The sequence below is a fragment of the Halomonas sp. 3D7M genome (assembly GCF_014897885.1).
GTDB lineage: Bacteria > Pseudomonadota > Gammaproteobacteria > Pseudomonadales > Halomonadaceae > Vreelandella.
The window spans coordinates 1-2505 of record NZ_JABUZF010000243.1 but is presented as its reverse complement, the minus strand read 5'-3'; the positions used below and the strand labels follow the sequence as shown (position 1 = coordinate 2505).

Below are 2505 nucleotides of genomic sequence, written 5' to 3'. Positions count from 1 at the left end.
GGAATTTCTTGAACTACCCGGTCAAGCCGCCGCCGATGCAGCGGGGGAAACCACCCACTCCAATGCCACCCATTTAGTGATTGATACCTTCGAGCATCCGCGCCGAGGCTACTTTTTGCGCGCCAGCGACCTTGGTTTTGCCGAGCCAGGTAGCGATGCCGACATCCCCGTCGTGGTGTCAGAGGGCGACTTGGCACTGAGCGAACAGGTAATGACCGCCGACCTGTTTGCCGAACGCCCAGTGGAGCTTGTCGACGGCACCACCGTCACCGTTAAAACCAGCCTAGCGCTGCTGCGTGAATCCGCCAATCAGTTCGACCTAGACACCTACGCTGAACATTGCGGCATTGCCAAAGCAACAATCATCGAGCTGGCTCAACGTTATGCTAGCCATGGCAGGAAAGCCGCCGTTAACTGCCACGGCGGCATGATGTCAGGCAATGGCTTTTACGCCGCGTTTGGCGTGCAAATGCTTAACCTGTTGGCTGGCAACTACAATATGAAAGGTGGCAGCGCCGTGGGCGGTGGAACCTATAACGGCACCGGCGAAGGCCCCCGTTACGACCTCGCCAACTTCCCAGGCAAACGCGGGCCCCAAGGCGTGTTCCTCTCCCGCTCACGTTTTCCCTATGAGAAATCATCGGAGTACCAGCGCAAGCTCGCGACAGGCGAAAATCCCTATCCCGCGAAGGCACCCTGGCGCTCACTGGCACCGCCAACGCTCACCGAGCACTTACCTTCCGCACTGGATGGCTACCCCTACCCGATCAAAGCGGTGATTGGCTGTATGGCTAATCCAATTTATGGTCAAGCGGGCCTGAAAGGGGTAATTGTCGATAAGCTGAAAGACCCCAAACGGTTAGGGCTATTTGTTGCAATCGATGGGTTTATCAATGAAACCAATCGCTATGCCGACTACATTGTGCCTGACTCGGTGATGTACGAGGTATGGGGCTTTGCAGGCTCCTGGAAAGGCACGCTGGGTAAACTCTCCACCGCTTGCTGGCCAGTCGTTGAGCCCCGCCAGCAAAAAACCGCCGAAGGCGAGCCGGTTTCTATGGACAGCTTCTTTATCGCGGTTGCTAAACGGCTAGGGCTGCCAGGCTTCGGCGACAACGCCATTCCCGATGCCGACGGCAATCTTCACCCGCTCAACCGCGCTGAAGACTATTACCTACGGGCGGCCGCCAATATTGCCTTTCAAGATGAACCACTGCCAGAAGCGAACGCCGCGGACATTACCCATGGCGGCATTACCCCGCTGCTGCCTAAAATCGAGCGTACACTGAAAGCAGATGAGCGTGGCCGCGTTGCCTACCTTTACGCTCGGGGTGGGCGTTTCGAAGAGGCAAGCGAACACTTTGTCGGCGAGCACCTAAAACATCAGTGGCAAAAAACGCTATGTGTGTATAACGAAGCGGTGGGCACCAGCATTGATACCACTAACGGGTTACCCAACAGCGGCGTGCCCTGTCACAAGTTGCCACAGCTCGCCAACAAGCAGCCTATGCGTGAGGTGTTTTCAGAGCAGGAGTGGCCGCTGCTGGCGTTTTCGTTCAAGTCCAACCTGATGAACTCTTACGCCATTGGTAACGAGCGGCTAAGAATGATCAAGCCGTATAACCCGGTACAAATGCACCGCCAAGATGCCGAGCGCTTCGGCATCCAGCATGGCGACACCATCCGCATTGAAAGCCCAGGCGGAAGCGTGGTGGGGCTTGCGCTGGTTAGCGAAAGCGTTGTGCCCGGTGCATTGGGTATTGAACACGGCTACGGGCACAAAGATTTAGGTGCCACGCCACACATCATTGACGGTCAATCCCAGCCAGATATGCCCTGGATGCGCGCAGGTATCAACATCAACGACCTGGGCTTTCAAGACCCTACACGGGAGGTAGGCGGCACCTGGCTTGAACCGATTAGCGGCGCCAGCGTGCGCCAAGGCCTACCGGTGAGAGTAAGCCGCGTTTAAACCGGTTGGGGTAGTGACACTACAGCGTGATCACTACCCCACCCAAGGCGATGACGATCACCACAATCCACGCCGGTAGCTTCCAGACGGTCAGCAGTAAAAAACCCGTCAGCGCCAAAACAAATTCATAAGGCCCGATAATCGCGCTGGTCCATACCGGCTGATAAAGCGCCGCGCCTAAAATACCCACCACTGCCGCGTTAGCCCCGCGCATCAACGCCTGAGCGCTCTGCCAGCGGCGAAAATGATTCCAAAAGGGCAACACGCCCACCAACAGTAAAAAGCCAGGAATAAAGATCGCCAACAGCGCCAGCAGCGCGCCAACCACGCCATTCATACCGGGTAGTAGCGCGCCTAAGTAGGCAGCAAAGGTGAATAGCGGCCCTGGCACCGCCTGGGCAGCCCCATAGCCTGCCAAAAACTCATCTGCGGTAATCCAGCCAGATTGCACCACTTCCGCTTCCAGCAGCGGCAGCACCACATGCCCACCGCCAAATACCAGCGCACCAGAGCGATAAAACGCATCGGCCACT

At 57.1% G+C, this 2505-nt stretch carries 2 protein-coding genes; one reads left to right on the top strand and one right to left on the bottom strand.

All coding sequences use genetic code 11. The features are described 5' to 3' along the window. A partial coding sequence (locus INT22_RS21105; protein WP_226912756.1) for a molybdopterin dinucleotide binding domain-containing protein occupies nt 1-1972 on the top strand: 1972 nt, incomplete at its 5' end. Nucleotides 1973-1991: 19 nt separating this feature from the next. Here INT22_RS21105 and INT22_RS14235 read toward each other — a convergent pair. Next, the coding region (locus tag INT22_RS14235) for a chromate transporter (RefSeq protein WP_193068442.1) at nt 1992-2505 on the bottom strand (514 nt) is incomplete at its 5' end.